This is a genomic window from Roseovarius dicentrarchi (genome assembly GCF_003316635.1).
Classification (GTDB): Bacteria; Pseudomonadota; Alphaproteobacteria; order Rhodobacterales; family Rhodobacteraceae; genus Roseovarius; species Roseovarius dicentrarchi.
Window position 1 is genome coordinate 81,832 of the sequence record NZ_QNQP01000008.1, and the last position, 17,294, is coordinate 99,125.

At 64.8% G+C, this 17,294-nt stretch carries 16 protein-coding genes; 8 read left to right on the forward strand and 8 right to left on the reverse strand.

Translation table 11 applies throughout. The features are described from left to right. Window positions 1–69: 69 nt before the first annotated feature. On the forward strand, window positions 70–1,287 hold the full coding sequence (locus tag DQ230_RS07835; RefSeq protein WP_238987456.1) for a pyridoxal-phosphate-dependent aminotransferase family protein: 1,218 nt from the start codon (window positions 70–72) through the stop codon (window positions 1,285–1,287). Here the strand turns inward: DQ230_RS07835 and DQ230_RS07840 are convergent. From DQ230_RS07840 to smpB, 5 genes are read right to left on the reverse strand one after another with little or no spacing between them, the layout of a single operon-like run. Next, on the reverse strand, window positions 1,284–2,408 hold the full coding sequence (locus tag DQ230_RS07840) for a pyridoxal phosphate-dependent aminotransferase (protein WP_113912027.1): 1,125 nt from the start codon (window positions 2,406–2,408) through the stop codon (window positions 1,284–1,286). The genes DQ230_RS07835 and DQ230_RS07840 overlap by 4 nt on opposite strands. A 39-nt stretch (window positions 2,409–2,447) precedes the next feature. After that, window positions 2,448–3,632 (reverse strand): amino acid aminotransferase, encoded by a 1,185-nt coding sequence (locus DQ230_RS07845; protein WP_113912028.1) that lies wholly within the window; start codon window positions 3,630–3,632, stop codon window positions 2,448–2,450. A 1-nt stretch (window position 3,633) separates the two neighbouring features. Further along, on the reverse strand, window positions 3,634–4,491 hold the full coding sequence (gene sseA, locus DQ230_RS07850; RefSeq protein WP_113912029.1) for a 3-mercaptopyruvate sulfurtransferase: 858 nt from the start codon (window positions 4,489–4,491) through the stop codon (window positions 3,634–3,636). 60 nt (window positions 4,492–4,551) lie between these two features. Further along, the gene (locus DQ230_RS07855) at window positions 4,552–4,797 is read right to left on the reverse strand and encodes a hypothetical protein (protein WP_113912030.1); all 246 of its coding nucleotides are present in this window, start codon (window positions 4,795–4,797) and stop codon (window positions 4,552–4,554) included. Continuing rightward, the gene (gene smpB, locus DQ230_RS07860; protein WP_113912031.1) at window positions 4,797–5,273 is read right to left on the reverse strand and encodes an SsrA-binding protein SmpB; all 477 of its coding nucleotides are present in this window, start codon (window positions 5,271–5,273) and stop codon (window positions 4,797–4,799) included. The genes DQ230_RS07855 and smpB overlap by 1 nt, the downstream gene beginning before the upstream one ends. A 249-nt stretch (window positions 5,274–5,522) precedes the next feature. Between smpB and rpsD the strand changes: the two genes are divergently transcribed. The 4 genes from rpsD (at window position 5,523) to DQ230_RS07880 (ending at window position 9,163) form a co-directional block, all read left to right on the forward strand. Next, entirely contained in the window at window positions 5,523–6,143 is a 621-nt protein-coding gene (gene rpsD / locus DQ230_RS07865) for a 30S ribosomal protein S4 (protein WP_113912032.1), read from the forward strand. A 118-nt stretch (window positions 6,144–6,261) separates the two neighbouring features. After that, window positions 6,262–7,347 (forward strand): histidinol-phosphate transaminase, encoded by a 1,086-nt coding sequence (gene hisC, locus DQ230_RS07870; RefSeq protein WP_113912033.1) that lies wholly within the window; start codon window positions 6,262–6,264, stop codon window positions 7,345–7,347. After that, on the forward strand, window positions 7,344–8,267 hold the full coding sequence (locus tag DQ230_RS07875) for a prephenate/arogenate dehydrogenase family protein (RefSeq protein WP_113912034.1): 924 nt from the start codon (window positions 7,344–7,346) through the stop codon (window positions 8,265–8,267). The genes hisC and DQ230_RS07875 overlap by 4 nt, the downstream gene beginning before the upstream one ends. Further along, window positions 8,264–9,163, forward strand: coding sequence for an extensin-like domain-containing protein (locus tag DQ230_RS07880; protein WP_338050504.1), 900 nt, complete (start codon window positions 8,264–8,266; stop codon window positions 9,161–9,163). The genes DQ230_RS07875 and DQ230_RS07880 overlap by 4 nt, the downstream gene beginning before the upstream one ends. Window positions 9,164–9,185: 22 nt before the next feature. Here the strand turns inward: DQ230_RS07880 and DQ230_RS07885 are convergent, their stop codons facing one another. Then, the gene (locus tag DQ230_RS07885) at window positions 9,186–10,202 is read right to left on the reverse strand and encodes a DUF2125 domain-containing protein (protein ID WP_113912035.1); all 1,017 of its coding nucleotides are present in this window, start codon (window positions 10,200–10,202) and stop codon (window positions 9,186–9,188) included. A 66-nt stretch (window positions 10,203–10,268) separates the two neighbouring features. Between DQ230_RS07885 and DQ230_RS07890 the strand changes: the two genes are divergently transcribed. The 3 genes from DQ230_RS07890 (at window position 10,269) to DQ230_RS07900 (ending at window position 13,848) form a co-directional block, all read left to right on the forward strand. Next, window positions 10,269–10,799, forward strand: coding sequence for a gamma-glutamylcyclotransferase (locus DQ230_RS07890; protein ID WP_113912036.1), 531 nt, complete (start codon window positions 10,269–10,271; stop codon window positions 10,797–10,799). 67 nt (window positions 10,800–10,866) lie between these two features. Then, window positions 10,867–12,084, forward strand: coding sequence for a biopolymer transporter ExbB (locus tag DQ230_RS07895; protein WP_113912037.1), 1,218 nt, complete (start codon window positions 10,867–10,869; stop codon window positions 12,082–12,084). A gap of 3 nt (window positions 12,085–12,087) precedes the next feature. Continuing rightward, entirely contained in the window at window positions 12,088–13,848 is a 1,761-nt protein-coding gene (locus DQ230_RS07900; RefSeq protein WP_113912038.1) for a peptidoglycan -binding protein, read from the forward strand. Window positions 13,849–13,907: 59 nt separating this feature from the next. Here DQ230_RS07900 and DQ230_RS07905 read toward each other — a convergent pair whose 3' ends face one another. Both DQ230_RS07905 and clpA read right to left on the reverse strand, forming a co-directional pair. Beyond that, complete coding sequence (locus DQ230_RS07905; RefSeq protein ID WP_113912039.1) at window positions 13,908–14,876, reverse strand: M23 family metallopeptidase; 969 nt, start codon at window positions 14,874–14,876, stop codon at window positions 13,908–13,910. Further along, complete coding sequence (gene clpA / locus DQ230_RS07910; protein WP_113912040.1) at window positions 14,873–17,197, reverse strand: ATP-dependent Clp protease ATP-binding subunit ClpA; 2,325 nt, start codon at window positions 17,195–17,197, stop codon at window positions 14,873–14,875. The genes DQ230_RS07905 and clpA overlap by 4 nt, the downstream gene beginning before the upstream one ends. Window positions 17,198–17,294 lie beyond the last annotated feature (97 nt).

Genomic DNA, 17,294 nt, shown 5'->3' on the forward strand with positions numbered 1-17,294 from the left:
AGGCGCGGGGGTGGATTGACGCGGCCCCGCCGGGCGGTAAGGGTGCAGATGCAGGGCGGGAAAGGGACCATGATGCGCAAGGCGACATATAACGGCAGTCTGGCAGGGGGCCGCAGCTATCTGGCCATACCCGGCCCTTCGGTGGTGCCGGACCGGGTGCTGAACGCGATGCACGCCGCATCCCCGAACATCTACGCGGGTGCGCTGGTGGAGATGAGTGAGACGCTGCTGCCCGATCTGAAAAGGATCGCGCGCACGCGCCACAATGCCGCGATTTATATCGCCAACGGCCATGGCGCGTGGGAGGCGGCATTTGCCAATATCCTGGCGCCGGGGGATGGCGTTTTGGCGCTGATTACCGGGCGGTTCGGGCATGGCTGGGCCGATATGGCGGCCCAGCTGGGCGCGGATGTCACGCGGATGGATTTTGGCCGCGCGTCGCCCATCGACCCCGCCCGCGTGGAGCAGGCGCTGCGCGCGGACACCGAGCGCCGGATCAAGGTGGTGGTGGCCACGCATGTCGATACATCCACCTCCGCGCTGAGCGATCTGCCCGCCATTCGCGCGGCGATGGATGCCGCCGGGCATCCGGCGCTGCTGGTGGCCGATTGCATCGCCTCGTTCGGCTGCGACCGGTTCGAGATGGACGCCTGGGGCGTCGATATCGCCGTGACGGCCAGCCAAAAGGGGCTGATGATGCCGCCGGGTCTGGCGTTCGTGTTCTTCAGCGACAAGGCGGCAGAGGCGCGGCGCGGGCTGGCGCGCGTCAGCCCCTATTGGGACTGGACGCTGCGCGCCGCGCCGGATCAGTTTTATCAGTATTTCTTTGGCACCGCGCCGACGCAGCATCTATATGGCCTGCGCGCCGCGCTGGACATGATCCTTGATGAGGGGACCGAGGCCGTCTGGGCGCGCCATGACAGGCTGGCGCGTGCGATCTGGGCGGCGGGCGAGGTCTGGGCGGATGGCGGCGCGCTGCGCCTGAACATCGCCGATCCGGCGCATCGCAGCCGCGCCGTCACGGCGCTGTCGCTGCCCACGCCCAAGGCCAGCGATCTGCGCGCATGGCTGGAGGCCGAGGCCGGCGTGACGCTGGGCATCGGTCTGGGCATGGCGGAGTCGGATGATCCGGCGTGGCACGGGTATTTTCGCATCGGCCACATGGGCCATGTCAACGCGCATATGGTGCTGGGCGCGCTGGGCAGTATCGAGGCCGGGATGATCGCGCTGGACATCCCGCACGGGCCCGGCGGCCTGAGCGCGGCGGCCAGGGTGATCGCAGGCTAGGCGCGCGCGTCTGCCAGCCCCTCAGCCTCTGCGTCGGCCAGCGCGCCGGGCAGGGCGGCGGCAAACAGCGCCAGATCATCGGGCGTGCCGCAGCTGACACGAATGCAGCGATTTTGCGGCGCGGCAAACGGCATCCGCACAAAGATATCGCGCCGCGCCAGCCCCTCCAGCACGGTGCGGGCGAAATCACCGTCCCCGCCGCAATCAATGCTGACGAAATTGGTGGCCGACGGGACAGAGGTCAGGCCGTTTTCAAGCGCGATGCGCGCTATTTCGTCCCGCGCGGTGGCGACCTGTGCCTGAACCTGCGCCAGCCACGCGGTATCGCGGATCGCCGCCAGCGCGCCCGCCTGTGCCGCGCGGTTCATGCCGAAATGATTGCGGATCTTCTCGAACTCCGCGATCAGCGGCACCGGCCCGATGGCATAACCCACGCGCGCCCCGGCCAGCCCATGCGCCTTGGAAAAGGTGCGCATGCGGATCACGCGCGGATCGTCTGCGCCTATCGGGGCGGGTGCGGGGGCAAACTCGACATAGGCCTCATCCAGCACCAGCAGCGCGCCGTCGGGCAGGGTGTCCAGCGCCGCAGTGATTGCCGCACCGTCATGCCATGTGCCCATCGGGTTGTCCGGGTTCGCCAGATAAACCAGCTTTGCGCCCACCTCGGCCGCGCGCGCCATCAGGGCGGCGGGGTCTTCATGGTCATCCGTATAGGGCACCTTGTGCAGTGTGCCGCCATAGCCGGTGACATGGTAGTTGAACGTCGGATAGGCGCCGTCCGACGTGACCACCGCATCGCCCGGCGCCACCATCAGCCGCACCAGATAGCCCAGCAGCCCGTCGATACCCTCGCCGACCACGATATGATCTGGCGTGACGCCATTTTGTTCGGCCAGCGCATGGCGTAGCTCGTAACTGGTGGAATCGGGGTATTTCCAGATCTCGGCGCTGGCGGCTTGCATCGCTGCAATAGCGCGGGGCGAGGGGCCAAACACGCTTTCATTCGCGCCCAGCCGGGCGGCGAAGGGCGCGCCGCGCCTGCGCTCCATCGTTTCGGGCCCGACAAAGGGGACGGCGGCGGGCAGGGACTGGATCAGCGGGGTGGTGCGTTTATCTGGCATGGGCGCAATTAACGCCATGGCGCGCCGGGGTGCAAGCCGTCAGATACCCACCGCCACCAGCGCATCTGCCAGCGGCGCGATGGTGTTCGTGTGCAGCCCCGCGATGTTGATCCGCCCGTCCGGCGCCATGTAGATGGCGTGCGCGTCGCGCAGCGTTGCCACCTGCTCCGGCGTCACGGGCAGGCGCGAAAACATGCCGCGGTGCTGTGCCAGATAGGCGAACCGGTCTGTGCCGACCGCCGCGCCCAGTGTCTGCGCCAGCAGCGTGCGCAGGTCTGTCATACGGTGGCGCATTGCCTCCAGCTCGGCCTGCCAGTCGGCGCGCAGGGCCCCGTCGGTCAATACCATGCTTACCAGCCGCGCGCCGTGATCGGGCGGAAAGGAATAGTTCTGCCGGTTCAGATGCGTCAGCGCACCCTGCGCGCGCGCCTGCAATGCGCCGTCCTGCATCACGGCCAGCAGGATGCCGGTGCGCTCGCGATAAATGCCGAAGTTTTTCGAGCAACTGGCCGCCACCAGAACCACGGGGCAGCTTTCGGCAATGGCGCGCGTTGCGGCGGCATCCGCCTCCAGCCCGTCGCCGAAGCCAAGGTAGGCCAGATCAATCAGCGGCACGGCGCCGCGCGCGTTCATCACATCGATCAGCGCGCGCCATTGCGCCATATCCGGGTCCGCGCCGGTGGGATTGTGGCAACAGCCATGCAGCAGCACGGCGTCACCGGAACGCAACTGCGCCAGATCCGCCAGCATTCCGGTATGATCAACGGAATGGGTTTCAGCGTCATAATAGCGGTAAGGGACCGCCTCGATCCCCAGATGCGCCAGTATGCTCAGGTGATTGGCCCATGTCGGAACAGGCGCGAAAACGCGGGCGCCGGGCTGCGCCATGCGCAGCAGCTCCAGCGCCTGATGCACCGCGCCGGTGCCGCCGGGCGTGGCGATGGCCGCCACTTGCGCGGCATCGGCCGCATCGCCCAGCACCAACTGCCGCATCGCGTCCAGAAACGCCGGATCACCGGCCAGCGCGCCATAGCTTTTGGTTTGCTGGGCCTGCCACAGTTGATATTCGGCCTGCTTGATGCTGCGCATGATCGGCGTGGCGCCGCTGTCGTCCTTGTACACGCCAACGCCCAGATCGATCTTGCCCTCGCGCGTATCACCCGCCAACTGCACCATCAGCGCCAGAATGGGATCGTCTGCCTGCGCGCGCAAACGGTGCAGCATGTCAGGCATCCCCTGTGGCAACAGGCAGCGTCGGAAAGGCGCCCCATTCCGTCCATGACCCGTCATAAAGCGCATGGTCCAGCACCCCGATCCGTTCCAGCGCCAGATTGATGATCGCCGCCGTGGTGCCCGATCCGCAGGTGGTGATAACCGGCTGGCTCAGGTCCGCGCCCGCCGCATCGAATACGGCGCGCAGGGCGGCCACGTCCTTCATCGTGCCGTCGTCGTTCAGCAGCTCGGTATAAGGCACGTTCAGCGATCCGGGGATATGCCCCTTGCGCAGCCCCTCGCGCGGCTCTGGCGCCTCGCCGCGGAATCGCGCGGCCGAGCGGGCGTCCAGAATGGTATGATCGCCCAGCTTCGATGCGGCCGATACCTGCGTGACATCCTTGACCATCTGGTTCTGGCGCCGCACCGTCATATGCCGGTCGCGGATGATCGGCGCCATGTCTTCGACGGGGCGCTCCTCGGCCAGCCATTTGGGCAAACCGCCATCCAGCACGGCAATGTGGCGCTGACCCATCAGGCGAAACAGCCACCAGACGCGCGCGGCCGAAAACAGACCATGCGTGTCATAGACCACCACCTGATGCCCGTCGCCCACGCCCATGGCGCGCAGACGTGACATGAATTTCTCGGTCGTCGGCGCCATATGCGGCAAATCCGAGCGATTGTCGCTGATGTCGTCAATGTCAAAGAACCGCGCGCCGGGAATATGCTGCTGCTCGTATTCGGCGCGCGCATCGCGATCCACGCCCGGCAGGAACATTGTCGCGTCCAGAACCCTCAGGTCGGGATCCTTCAGATGCGCAGCCAGCCACGCGGTTGAGACCAGAATTCCCGGATCGTCCTCAGCCATGATCGTCCCTCTTTTTAACCTGTTCCTGATTATCGCCGCAAAGATACCAAGGCAAGCGCGTCACCCGCCCGCGCGCCTGTGCAGCACCCCCGCGCCATAGCTCAGCCCGGCGCCCAGCAGCGCACCGGCAATCATATGAATGACAATCAACGGCCCCGCATTCAGCCCCGGACCAATCAGCGCCAGCAGATACCACGCCGCCGCGCCGCCGCCGATCCCCAGCGCCGTTGCCGGTATCAGCCGCGAAGGCCCGCGCAGCCCCGCACCGCCGGTTGCGCCCGCCATCATCGCGACCAGCAATTCCATCAGCGGTGGTCTTTCAGCAAACGCTGCTTCTGGCGGCCCCAGTCGCGCTTGGCCTCGCTCTCGCGCTTGTCGTGGTTCTTCTTGCCCTTGGCGATGCCGATCTTCAGCTTGGCCAGCCCGCGATGGTTGAAATACATCACCAGCGGCACCAGCGTCATGCCCTTGCGCTGCGTATCGGACCACAACCGCGCCATCTCGCGCCGCGACACCAGCAGCTTGCGCTTGCGCTTTTCCTCGTGGCCAAACGTCTTGGCCTGTTTGTAGGGCGCGATATAGCTGTTCACCAGCCACAGCTCGCCATCCTCGACGCTGGCGTAACTTTCGGCAATGTTGGAGCCGCCCTCGCGGAGCGATTTCACCTCCGACCCTTCCAGGATGATACCGCACTCGATATCGTCCTCGATCGCGTAATCGTACCGCGCGCGCCGATTTTCGGCGATCACCTTGTAATTCTTGTTCTCATCACTCTTTGCCATGAAAACGATCTAATCACGCCCCGCGTCCAAGTCCAGCAGCTAAGTCCCAAGTGGCGCCCATCTTTCTTTTTGCTTCAAATATCCCCCGCGCGGAGCGCATGAAATCTCTTTTGGCGCAGCGCCCGTTGACTCCGCCGCAAACCCCGATATAAGCGCGGCTTCATTGGTGTTGGTGGCCCCCGCAAGGGGATGCCTGTCGGGATATTCCAAAGGACAACGCCCTTCGCATCGCAAAGAAGGAGATCAGCCGTGACCAAACGCACGTCTGCCAAGTACAAGCTAGACCGCCGCATGGGCGAAAACATCTGGGGCCGTCCGAAATCCCCGGTGAATCGCCGTGAATACGGCCCCGGCCAGCACGGCCAGCGCCGCAAGGCCAAGATTTCCGATTTCGGCCTTCAGCTGCGCGCCAAGCAAAAGCTCAAGGGCTATTACGGCGACCTGACCGAAAAGCAGTTCAAGCGCATCTACCTGGAAGCCGCCCGCGTCAAGGGTGACACCGGCGAGAACCTGATCGGCCTGCTCGAGCGTCGCCTTGATGCCGTCGTCTACCGTGCCAAATTCGTTGTGACCATGTTCGCCGCCCGCCAGTTCGTGAACCATGGCCACGTCACCGTGAACGGCCAGCGCGTCAACATCCCCTCCTACCGCGTGAAAGAGGGTGACGTGATCGAGGTCCGCGACCGGTCCAAGCAGCTGGCCGTACTTCTGGAAGCCACCCAACTGGGCGAGCGTGACGTGCCTGACTACGTCGACGCCGACCACTCGAAGATGAAGGCGACCTTTGTGCGCACCCCCGGCCTGACCGATGTGCCCTATCCCGTCGTGATGGAGCCGAACCTGGTTATCGAATTCTACGCGCAGAACTAAGTTTTCTGCACATATGCCACAACGTCAGGGCCGCTTCGGGAAACCGGGGCGGCCTTTTCATTGGTGCTGGTCAAGGCGCGGCGCCATGGCTAAAACGGGCGCTGTCGAAGGGGGGCTTATGAGCAATATCACACCGCAGCCGGGAATTATGGACATCACGCTTTATCAGGGCGGGGTGGCGCATTTGCCGGGCATCGCCAACGCCGTGAAGCTCAGCTCGAACGAAAACCCCTTCGGTCCCAGCGACACCGCCAAGGAGGCGTTTCGCAAGGCGTCCTACCATCTGCACCGCTACCCGTCCTCGGACCATGCCGAATTGCGCGCCGCCATCGGCGAGGTGCATGGGCTCGACCCCGAACGTATCCTTTGCGGCTCGGGCAGTGATGAAATCATCGCGTTTATCTGCCAGGCTTATGCCGGTCCGGGCGACGAGGTGATCCATACCGAACACGGCTTTGGCATGTACCGCATCAGCGCGCTGGCCAATGGCGCCACCCCCGTCGAGGTGCCCGAGCGTGAGCGCGTCACCGATGTCGACGCGATCCTTGCCGCCTGCACCGATGCGACGAAACTGGTGTTTATCGCCAATCCCAACAACCCCACCGGCACCATGATCGGCGAGGGCGAGGTTGCCCGCCTTGCCGCCGGCCTGCCGGATCATGTGCTGCTGGTGCTGGACGGCGCCTATGCGGAATATGTCGACGGCTATGATGGCGGCGCCGCGCTGGTCGAGGCGCGCCAGAACGTGGTGATGACGCGCACGTTTTCCAAGCTTTACGGGCTTGGCGGGCTGCGGATCGGCTGGGCCTATGGCCCCGATCACGTCATTGCCGTGCTGTCGCGTGTGCGCGGCCCGTTCAACCTGTCGGCGGCCGCGCTGGCCGCTGCCGAGGCCGCTGTGCGTGACACGGCCTGGGCCGAAAAGTGCCGCCTTGACAACGCGCGCTGGCGGCATTGGCTGGCCGAGGCGCTCAGCGAACATGGCGTGCAATCTGACACGTCGCTGGGCAATTTCATCCTTGCCCGCTTCGCCAGTCAGGCCGAGGCCGAGGCGTGTGACGAGCATCTGAAATCCGAGGGCCTGATCGTGCGCCGTGTGGCGGGGTATAACCTGCCCAACTGCCTGCGCATCACCGTCGGGGACGAGGCCAGTTGCCGCCGCGTCGCCCATGCGGTGGGGCAATTCATGGCCACCGCGCGATGAGCGTCCTTTACAACCGCGTCGCCCTGATCGGGCTGGGCCTGATCGCGGGGTCAATGTCGCTGGCGATCCGCCGCGCCGGGCTGGCGGGCGAGGTGGTGGGCTATGCCCGCTCGGCCGAAACGCGCAGCACAGCGCGCGAGATCGGCCTCTGCGACCGGATCGAGGAGAGCGCCGCCGCCGCTGTAAAGGGCGCCGATCTGGTGGTGCTGTGCGTCCCGGTCGGCGTGATGGGCGATGTTGCCGCTGAAATTGCCCCCGCGCTCAAACCCGGCGCGACGGTCAGCGATGTCGGCTCGGTCAAGCGGGCGGTGATTGATGCCGTCGCGCCGCATCTGCCGGAAAACGTTCACTTTGTTCCGGCGCATCCGCTGGCGGGCACCGAACATTCCGGCCCGCGCGCGGGCTATGCCGAGCTGTTCGATAACCGCTGGTGCCTGATCGTTCCGCAGGAGGGCGCCGACCGCGCCGCCGTGGGTCGGCTGGAGGCGCTGTGGCGCGGCATTGGCGCGCAGACCGATGAAATGGATGCGGACCACCATGATCTGGTGCTGGCCGTGACCAGCCACACACCGCACCTGATTGCCTATACAATGGTGGGCGTGGCCGACGATCTGCGCCGCGTGACCGATAGCGAAGTCATCAAATATTCCGCCGCCGGTTTCCGCGACTTCACCCGCATCGCCGCCAGCGATCCGACCATGTGGCGCGATGTGTTCCTGAACAACCGCGAGGCGACGCTGGAAATCCTTGGCCGCTTTACCGAAGAGCTGTTCGCGCTTCAGCGCGCGATCCGCACCGGCGACGGCGACCACCTGCACGCCTATTTCACCCGCACCCGCGCCATCCGGCGCGGCATCATCGAGGCGGGGCAGGATACGGACGCCCCCGATTTTGGCCGCACGCGGACGCGCAGCGGATGATGCGGGCGGCGATCCTGCTGGCCCTGATGGCCGCCACCAGCGCCGCACTCGCCGCCGCGCCCGACACGTCACTGCGCCCCGTTGCCCGGCCGGCCGATATGGCCGCCGCCGCGCCGCAGTCTGAATGGCAAGCGCGCGGACTACGCACATCCATCCGTCCGGTCGCCCGCCCGCAAAATCTGGTGACTGTCCGCGCCCGCCCGGCGCCGGTTCAAACCGTCTCTCCGACCCGCCAGATTGTCCGGCCAGCAGGCGAACCCGCCACGCGGGTCGAGCAGAATTCGGGCGGCGGCGTGATGGCAGCGCTGCGCCCGCTGCTGCGCCCCTTGGGCATCAACCGCAAGGCAGACGCGCGCAAAAGGCAGCTTTTGCGCGGCGCGGTCTGCGGCGATCCGGCCATTCAGGGCGAGCAGGTGGGCCGCGTTCCGGGACGCATCGCAGGCTGCGGTATCGAGGACGCGGTGAAGGTGCGCAGCATTGATGGCGTATCGCTCAGCCAGCATGCGCTGATGGATTGCCAGACCGCGCGCACCATCAAGTCATGGATGCAAAGGGACATGGCGCCCGCCGTGGGCAATTACGGCGGCGGTGTCGCGCAGCTGCGCGTTGCGGCGCATTATGCGTGCCGTACCCGCAACAATCAACGCGGCGCAAAGATTTCCGAACATGGCAAGGGCCACGCGATCGACATTACCGGCTTTACCTTGCGCGACGGCAAGACGATCACCGTGCTGAACGATTGGGGCGGCGGCAAAAAGGGCGCGATCCTGCGCAAGATGCACCGGACGGCCTGCGGTCCTTTCGGCACGGTGCTGGGCCCCGAATCGGACCGGTTTCATCAGGACCATTTTCATTTCGACACGGCCCGCTATCGCAGCGGCAGCTATTGCCGCTGATCCAGCGCGTTCCGCAAACGCATCAGCGCAGGCGCAGAACCGGGGCCGGTGCGATCGGCAGCGGTCCGATCCAGATGCGCCCGCCGGCAAAGCGCAGGGGAACGTCCAGCGATTTGGGGTCATCCCCCATCGCGGACATGATCGACAGCGCCTGCTCGGCGGTCTGTGCCATGTCGGGCGTGATGACCCCCGCGCCGACGGCAGTGCCGAGCATCTGGCGCCAGTTGCGTGCGGTTACCGTCAGCGTCCCGTCCGGCCGCCCGCCCAGATCCACGGTCAGAACACCCGAGGCCGCCAGCGCCATTGCGCCCCATTGCAGATCGGCCGATTGCACGGCGATGCGCGTGGGCTGCGGGCGGGCCTCCTTAATCGCGCGGCGATCCCATGGCACGTCGAAATCCACGATGATATCAGCGGCCAGCGCCTGAATCACGCGCGGCAGCGCGCTGCTGGCGTCAAGCTGCGCCAGCAGCGGCGCGGGCGGGGCGATGTCGCTGGCCGCCAGCCCCAGACGATAGCGCGCGTCCGCGATATTGCCCGTATCCTCGACACGTTCGGCGGCGACGCGCAGGGTTTGCGCCGAAATCGCGCCGCTGCCATCTTCGGGGATCAGGGCCACGCCTTCGGCTGTCAGGGTGATCCGGCGCGGTGCCAGCGCGGTACTGGGCGCAACCACGAGCGAGGCGCGCATGTCCTGATTGGTCAGCGCATAGCTCTGCCGGGGCGTGTGCAGCGTTTGCTCGTTCGGCCACATCGCGATCACGTGGTTTGGCGTATAGCTGAGCGTCAGAAGCTGGAAAAACGGTGCCTCCCAGCCCAGCCCCGAGACGGGATCGGCCAGCGCAACATCCGAGATCGTCGTATCAAACCGGCTGGGAAAACCCTGCACCGACAGATCGGAATATTCGGCCCGCCAGCCATCGGCCTGCCGCGCATCGAACCACGCCGCCACACCCGAGCGCAGCGCCGCCGACCCGACAAACCAATATCCGGCCCACGCTGCTGCCAGCGTTAAGACGATCGCCAGCAATATCCGCATGATCAGCCCCTTTCGCGTCTGCGTCCAATCGTGTTTATTGATCTAAATGGCAAGAGGGACTTGGCAATGACAATGTGGGTTTTCGGCTATGGATCGCTGGTGTGGAATCCCGGCTTTGACGTGGCGCAGCGGCGCATCGCGACATTGCCGGGCTATGCACGCAGCTTTTGCATGCGCTCGATCCACCATCGCGGCACGGTCGAGGATCCGGGCCTGGTTCTGGCGCTGGACGAAAGCCATGGCGCGGAATGTCACGGTGTCGCAATGGCCGTCGCCGCCGGGCAGGAGGACCGCACGCTTGAATACCTGCGCGCGCGAGAGCTGATCTCATCGGCCTATCTGGAGCGCATGTTGAATGTCCGGCTGGACGGCGGGGAGACGGTAGAGGCGGTGACCTACGTGATTGACGCGGATCACGTGCAGTATTGCGGCGCGCTGCCGCTGGAGGAGCAGGCCCACATCATCGCCCGCGCGGTGGGTGATCGCGGCGCGAATACCGAATATCTGTTCAACACAGCCGCCCATCTGACCCAGCTGGGCATCAGCGACGGCGACCTTGAATGGCTGGCCGCGCGGGTGCGGGGGCTGTGCGCATAACCGCTTGGCCCCACGCGGCGATCCGCGTAGGGTGCGGCCAAATGAAACAAGTGTCGGGAGCGTCCATATGGGCCAGCCGGACCGCGAGGTCGTGCCGCATTTTTCCCAGCCATGGCGCCAGATCGTCATCATGGTCCTTGTCCTGGCCCTGGCGGGGCTGGGCGCGTTCATGGCGCTGCCCCGCGTGCTGCCGGTGTTCGAGGCGAACCCCTATCTGAACGGGTTCATCTTCTTTGTGTTCCTGATCGGCGTGGTCGCCTGCTTCTGGCAGGTGTTTCAGCTGATCGGATCGGCCCGCTGGCTTGAGAATTTCGCAGGCGGCGTGCCGGGCAGCGAAATGGCGCCGCCGCCGCTTCTTCTGGCGCCTTTGGCCGCGCTTTTGCGCCAGCGAAGCAAGCGGATGCAAATCTCGCAATCATCCGCCCGCTCAATGCAGGACATGGTGGCGCAGCGCATCGACGAGGCGCGCGAGATCACGCGCTATATCGTCAACCTCCTGATTTTCCTTGGCCTTCTGGGTACATTTTACGGTCTGGCAACCACAGTCCCGGCTTTGGTCGAGACGATCAAGGGGCTGGCCCCGCAAGAGGGCGAAGGCGGGGTCGAGGTGTTCAGCCGCCTGATGACCGGCCTTCAATCGCAGCTTGGGGGCATGGGCGTCGCGTTTGCGTCCTCGCTGCTGGGCTTGGCCGGATCGCTGATCGTGGGGCTGCTGGAGCTGTTCGCAAGCCACGGCCAAAACCGCTTCTACCGCGAGCTTGAGGAGTGGATGACCACCATCACGCGCGTCGGTTTCGCGGGTGCCGAGGAGGGCAGCCCCGAACAGGCGCTGCTGACCGGGATCGTCGATCAGATGAGCGAGCAGATGGAATCGCTTCAGCAAATGTTGACGCAATCCGATATCAGCCGCGCGGCAGCGGATGAGCAGATGGCCGCACTGGCAGGCGCTGTCGGCAGGCTGGCGCGCAGCATGGATGACGACGGCGGCACGGCGGCCGCGCTGGACCGGGTGGCCGACGGGCAGGACCGGCTGATCAGTGTGCTGGAGGCGCGCGAGGCGCCGGGGCAGGTCGGGCTGGACGCCGAAAGCCGGATGCGCCTGCGCTCGATCGACGTTCAGATGCTGAAAATCCTTGAGGAAATCAGCGCCGGCCGACAAGAAAGCATGACAGAGCTGCGCACCGATCTGGCCGGGCTGAAACAGGCGATGCACACCGCCCGCACCCCCCGGCGCAGCTATCGCGTACCCGGCGCCGCCAGCCAGACGCCGGAGCAGGAGGGCTAGACCATGGGTCTGTCGCGCCGCAGCGGGCAACGTTTTCAGGCTTCGATCTGGCCGGGCTTCGTGGATGCGATGACCGGGCTGCTGCTGGTGCTGATGTTCGTGCTGACGATCTTCATGGTTGTGCAATTTGCCCTGCGCGAGACGATCACCGGACAGGAAACGCAGCTGGATTCGCTATCGTCGGAGGTCGCGGCGCTGTCGCGCGCGCTGGGGCTGGAGCAGGACCGCAGCGCCACCTTGCAAGAGCGCGTCGGCGCGCTGACCACCACGCTGAGCGACGCGCGCCAGCGGCAGGAGGAGCAGACCGCCCGGATTGCCACCCTCACCGCCCAGAACGAGGCAGCGCAGACGCGCATCGCCAGCTTTGAGGCGCAGGTGGCCGGGCTATTGGCCGCGCAAGACACCGCAGAGGGCCGCATTGCCGATCTGGAAGGCGCGCGCGATGATCTGACGTCGGAAAAAGAGGCGCTGGAGCTTGCCCTCGCCAGCCTGCGCGACGAGGTCGACGCCGAGGCCGAAGCGGCCCGTCTGGCCGCCGCGCAGCGCGACGCATTGGAGGCATTGGCCGCCGATCTGCGCAGCAAGGCAGGCGAGGCTGAAACCGCGCTGAGCGCATTGCAGGAGGATCTGACGGCGCAGGAGGCGGCGCGCCTCGCGCAAGCGGCCGCCGCCGAGGCGCTGCGCGCGCGTCTGAAGAATTCGCAGACCGAACTGACCGCCATGACGCTCGCGCTGGAAGAACAGCGCCGCCGCGCCGAAGAAACGCTGACCCTGCTGGCCGCCGCCCGCGACAAGACCGGTGATCTGGAGGCGCGGCTGGCCGACGCACTCGCCAGCCGCAGCGCGCGCGCCGATGAAGTCGCAGCACTGGAGGCCGAACTGGCCGCGTTGAAGGCCGACCAGCAACTGTCGATGGAAGAAATCCGCGCCCGGCTGGCCGCAGCGCTTGCTGCGCAAGCGAAGGCAGAAACGCAAGCGGATGCCCAGATGAGCGCCGCAGAGGAGCGCGCGATTTTGCTGAGCGAGGCGCGCAAGAGCCTGTCAGAACAGACCGCCCAGACCGAAGAGGCGCAGCGCGCACGCGAATTGCTGAACCAGCAGGTCGCGGCGTTGCGCGATCAGCTGGGCCAGCTGCAGGCGCTTTTGGACGAGTCGCAGGATCGCGAAGCCGCCGATGACGTGCGCATCGAGGCGCTGGGCCGCGATCTGAACGCGGCACTGGCGCGCGTCGCAGCCGAAGAAAAGCGCCGCAGGCTGGCTGAGGAAGAGAAAAGCAAATTGCTTGAAGCTGAAAAGCAGGATCTTGAAAAATACCGTTCGGACTTCTTCGGGCGCCTGCGCGATGTGCTGGGCAATCAGGAGGGTGTGCGGATCGAGGGCGACCGCTTTGTGTTTTCGTCCGAGGTATTGTTTGCGCCGGGGCAGGCGACCTTGTCGAATGCGGGCAAGAACGAGATCGCAAAAGTGGCGGAAATCCTGCGCAAGGTCGTGGGCGATATTCCCGAAGAAATTGAGTGGATCATCCGCGTTGACGGCCATACCGACAACGTGCCCGTGATCGGAACCGCAGGATTTGCCGATAACTGGGAGTTGAGTCAAGCGCGTGCGCTGTCGGTCGTGCGCTACATGATCGACTTCCTTGGCGTCCCGGCAAACCGTCTGGCGGCCAACGGGTTCGGACAATATCAGCCCGTGTCCAGCGGCGACAGCGCCGACGCGCGCGCCCAGAACCGGCGGATCGAGCTCAAATTTACCGAAAGATGACGCCGTGAAGTTACGTGGACCGAGAAAATTCTGCGAATTTTCGGCGCCCGGACGCATTGCTATGGGCTGATAATCGTGTCGGTCTGAGTGGATATGATGGATCCATCACGAAGCAGATCAATCTCGACGGTGTAACTGCCGGGCGTCCAGCGTGCGCCGCGCAGCTTGCGCCCTGCTGCGCGGAAAAACTGCGCCTGCGCGCGGTCGATTACGTCACTTCGCTGGAAAATGGTTGCACCGTCGGGGCCGGTGATCGTCTGCCGCAATACATCGCCGGCCCGCGCGCCAAATCCGTAACCCCATGCCACCAGGGCCGGTGCATCGGCGGGCAGATTTAGTATCGCGGCGCTGCCCTCTTTCACCGCGCTATAGGATGGCACGGCGGTTGCGAGGCCGGCGTTCAGCAAACCGCCCGGCTGATAAATTGGCGAGAACGCCCACAGATGATCTGGACCAGGACCGCCGCAATCGCCACCGGGGCGGAACGGATCGACGACGGCGCCATCTTTGCGCAGGCTGAGATGGACATGTGGAAACTGGGTGCGCCCGGACAGACCGATAAGGCCCAAGGCTGCGCCGCGCTTGACCGTCTCGCCCGGCTGCACCGTCAGCGAACCCTGCCTCATATGGCAAAGCTGGGTTTCCCATCCATCGCCATGATCAAGCACGACGCCGTTGCCGCAGTCACGCCCGTTCACAGAGGTGGCAGTCTCCGCGCTATAGATCTGATCGATCATATCATTCCGCACGCGCAGAACAATGCCATCGGCAGGAGCAAGGACGTTAACCCCGGCCCGCATCGCCCGCAGGGATGGCAAGGCGAAATCCGTGCCTTTATGTCCGTCGTAGCTTAGCCCCTGGCACATGTAATCTTGCGCGCGCTCGCTTGGATCAACGTCGGGATATTGCTGAATGAAGCAGGTGTCGCCCAAGATGCATTCGGCCGGAAGGGTCAGCTGAAGCTGGGTCTCAGCATTTGCGGCGCCGGCCAAAAGGACCAGCGCCGCAAGGGATCGATGCAGGATCACTCGGCCGTCAGCAGCGGAGGCTTCTTTCCGCTCAGGCGCGGGGTGTCGGGGCCGTTGATTTGCAGGTCAATCTTGCCGTCCTTGACCGCCACCTTGACGACACCGCCCTTGGCCAGCTTGCCAAAGAGCAGTTCCTCGGCAAGTGGCTTCTTGATGTGTTCCTGAATGACGCGGGCGAGGGGACGCGCGCCCATCTTGTCGTCATATCCGCGCTCACCCAGCCATTCGGCCGCGGGCGGGGTCAGTTCGATCGTGACGTTGCGGTCCATCAGCTGCGCCTCGAGTTGCAGGACGAACTTTTCGACAACCTGCATGATCACCTCTTTGGGCAGCGTGCCGAAGGAGATCACCGCATCCAGGCGGTTGCGGAATTCCGGCGTAAACGTCCGCTCGATCGCGGCTGTATCCTCGCCCTCGCGGCGATCGCGGCCAAAGCCGATGGCGGATTTGGCCATCTCGGACGCGCCCGCGTTCGAGGTCATGATAAGGATCACGTTGCGGAAATCGACGGACCGCCCGTTATGATCGGTCAGCGTGCCGTGGTCCATCACCTGAAGCAGGATGTTGAAAACATCCGGATGCGCCTTCTCGATCTCGTCCAGAAGCAGGACGCAGTGCGGATGCTGGTCAACACCGTCGGTCAGCATGCCGCCCTGATCAAAGCCGACATAGCCCGGAGGCGCGCCGATCAGACGTGAAACCGCGTGTTTCTCCATGTATTCGGACATGTCGAAACGGATCAGTTCGACCCCAAGCGTATCGGCCAGCTGTTTGGCCACTTCGGTTTTGCCCACGCCGGTGGGGCCGGCGAACAGGTAGTTGCCGATGGGTTTTTCCGGCTCGCGCAGGCCCGCGCGGGCAAGTTTGATGGCGCTGCTCAGCGCGGTAATCGCGGCGTCCTGACCAAATACCACGCGTTTCAGCGACGCTTCCAGATCGCGCAGGATCATCGCATCGTCCTTGGACACGTTTTTCGGCGGGATGCGCGCGATTTTGGCAACCACCGCCTCAATCTCTTTCACGCCGATGCTTTTGCGGCGTTTGGAGGCGGCCACCAGATGCTGCGCGGCGCCAGCTTCGTCGATCACGTCGATGGCCTTGTCGGGCAGTTTTCGGTCATTGATATAGCGCGCGGCCAGATCAACGGCGGTTTTGATCGCCTCGTTGGTGTATTTGACGCTGTGATGCTCCTCGAAATAGGGCTTGAGGCCCTTGAGGATCTTGATCGAATCCTCAACAGACGGCTCGGCCACGTCGATTTTCTGGAACCGGCGGGACAGGGCGCGATCCTTTTCAAAGTGCTGGCGGAACTCCTTGTAGGTGGTGGAGCCCATGCAGCGCAGCTTGCCACCCTGAAGCGCGGGTTTCAGCAGGTTAGAGGCGTCCATCGCGCCGCCCGATGTGGCGCCGGCGCCGATGATGGTGTGAATTTCGTCAATGAACAGCACCGCGTCGGGGTGGTTTTCCATCTCTGTCATCACGGCCTTCAGCCGTTCCTCGAAATCGCCGCGGTAGCGGGTGCCGGCCAGAAGCGCGCCCATATCGAGCGAATAAATGGTGGTTTTTGCCAAAATCTCGGGCGTTTCGCCTTTGACGATTTTGTACGCCAGTCCTTCGGCGATGGCGGTTTTGCCGACGCCCGGATCACCCACCAGCAGCGGGTTGTTCTTGCGGCGGCGGCACAGCACCTGGATGCAACGCTCCACCTCGTCGGCGCGGCCGATCAGGGGATCGACATCGCCGGTGCGGGATTTCTCATTCAGATCGACGCAGTATTTCGCCAGCGCCGATTCGCCCGGCTCCACCGCGCCCGGTTCCTGCGCGCGCTGCGATGCTTCGTCATCGGCGCCCTGCACGGGGCGCGCCTCGCCAAAGGCGGCGTCCTTGGCCACGCCATGGGCGATGAAATTGACGGCGTCATAGCGGGTCATCTCCTGCTCCTGCAGGAAATAGGCGGCGTTTGACTCGCGCTCGGCAAAGATGGCGACCAGCACGTTGGCGCCGGTCACTTCGGTCCGGCCCGACGATTGGACGTGAATCGCGGCGCGTTGAATGACGCGCTGGAACGCGGCGGTCGGCACCGCCTCGGACCCTTCGATTTCGGTGACGAGGTTCGACAATTCGTCGTCGATGAATTCGACAAGCGTGCCGCGCAATTCCTCGGTATCGACGCTGCATGCCTTCAACACGCGGTTCGCATCGGGTTCATCGACAAGCGCAAGAAGCAAATGCTCAAGCGTTGCAAACTCATGCTGCCGTGCATTGGCAAGCGCCAAGGCGGCGTGGATTGCCTGTTCCAGTGTGGTCGAGAATGAAGGCACTTTGGTGCTCCCTCTTGTCTGGTGCCGCGGGGTCTTTGGCCAGCATGGCCCGATAACCTTAAGGTTTGGTCGATAACGCCACGGCTTCAAGTTTTTT

What these genes read in the sequence shown, in the direction of transcription:
- DQ230_RS07835 (WP_238987456.1), top strand. Translation starts at nt 70, where the DNA reads ATGATGCGCAAGGCGACATATAACGGCAGTCTGGCAGGGGGCCGCAGC.
- DQ230_RS07840 (WP_113912027.1), bottom strand. Translation starts at nt 2,408, where the DNA reads ATGCCAGATAAACGCACCACCCCGCTGATCCAGTCCCTGCCCGCCGCC.
- DQ230_RS07845 (WP_113912028.1), bottom strand. Translation starts at nt 3,632, where the DNA reads ATGCTGCACCGTTTGCGCGCGCAGGCAGACGATCCCATTCTGGCGCTG.
- sseA (WP_113912029.1), bottom strand. Translation starts at nt 4,491, where the DNA reads ATGGCTGAGGACGATCCGGGAATTCTGGTCTCAACCGCGTGGCTGGCT.
- DQ230_RS07855 (WP_113912030.1), bottom strand. Translation starts at nt 4,797, where the DNA reads ATGGAATTGCTGGTCGCGATGATGGCGGGCGCAACCGGCGGTGCGGGG.
- smpB (WP_113912031.1), bottom strand. Translation starts at nt 5,273, where the DNA reads ATGGCAAAGAGTGATGAGAACAAGAATTACAAGGTGATCGCCGAAAAT.
- hisC (WP_113912033.1), top strand. Translation starts at nt 6,262, where the DNA reads ATGAGCAATATCACACCGCAGCCGGGAATTATGGACATCACGCTTTAT.
- DQ230_RS07875 (WP_113912034.1), top strand. Translation starts at nt 7,344, where the DNA reads ATGAGCGTCCTTTACAACCGCGTCGCCCTGATCGGGCTGGGCCTGATC.
- DQ230_RS07880 (WP_338050504.1), top strand. Translation starts at nt 8,264, where the DNA reads ATGATGCGGGCGGCGATCCTGCTGGCCCTGATGGCCGCCACCAGCGCC.
- DQ230_RS07885 (WP_113912035.1), bottom strand. Translation starts at nt 10,202, where the DNA reads ATGCGGATATTGCTGGCGATCGTCTTAACGCTGGCAGCAGCGTGGGCC.
- DQ230_RS07890 (WP_113912036.1), top strand. Translation starts at nt 10,269, where the DNA reads ATGACAATGTGGGTTTTCGGCTATGGATCGCTGGTGTGGAATCCCGGC.
- DQ230_RS07895 (WP_113912037.1), top strand. Translation starts at nt 10,867, where the DNA reads ATGGGCCAGCCGGACCGCGAGGTCGTGCCGCATTTTTCCCAGCCATGG.
- DQ230_RS07900 (WP_113912038.1), top strand. Translation starts at nt 12,088, where the DNA reads ATGGGTCTGTCGCGCCGCAGCGGGCAACGTTTTCAGGCTTCGATCTGG.